This window comes from Vibrio sp. 03_296 (assembly GCF_002265885.1).
In genome coordinates this window covers 1-656 of the sequence record NZ_NPKW01001003.1, presented here as the reverse complement: position 1 = coordinate 656, position 656 = coordinate 1, and the positions used below count along the sequence as shown (strand labels likewise).

Sequence of the window (656 nt, the reverse complement as noted above, 5' to 3'; positions counted from 1 at the left end):
TTGAAGGTACGATCACTGACCTACCAAACGCGAAAGCGAAGAAGAAAAAATAATCTTCTTAGCGAATAGTCAAAATAAAACCGCTGAATCATCAGCGGTTTTTATTTCCTCAAAAATGGCCCCACGTTTTACTCGGCATAAAAAAGGTTGGCCGTGGCCAACCTTTATATGAGGTTACTGGTGCTATTCGTGTTCGCGTTTATAGATGCATAGCATGTCTAAGTAGCTGCTGACCAGTTTGCTCAGCTCTGCAGTATTGTTGGTGCGGTTTGCTTGAACAAACAGCGAGTAACAAATGCCGTGGAACAGGTTTGCCAAATCTTCTGGGTTGTGTTGATCACACACTTCACCGCGTTCAATGGCTTTGATGAACATGTTTTGTACCAGCAACTGATTAGTACGGTTGGTGGTGACAAACAGAGGCCAAACTTCGTCACGCGTTGACGCACTCCACTCGAACCAAACTTTCAACCAGTGATTGTCTTGCACCACAAGCTCAATCATTGCGTTGGTGATGTTGGCGATGTTTTCTTAGCGTGAGATCCAAATCGATGTTGTCAGATAGGAAATTAGAAAACTGACGAACGACATGATTAAGCACTTCGTCTACAAGATCTTCGCAGAGTTGGGAAGTAGTTGAAGACGGTCGCCACAGA

The 656-nt window shown here is 44.2% G+C and carries 1 pseudogene; it reads right to left on the bottom strand.

The annotated features are described in order from the left end of the window. Positions 1 to 183: 183 nt before the first annotated feature. A pseudogene (locus tag CIK04_RS29455) lies at positions 184 to 656 on the bottom strand (TetR/AcrR family transcriptional regulator); the annotation flags it as partial.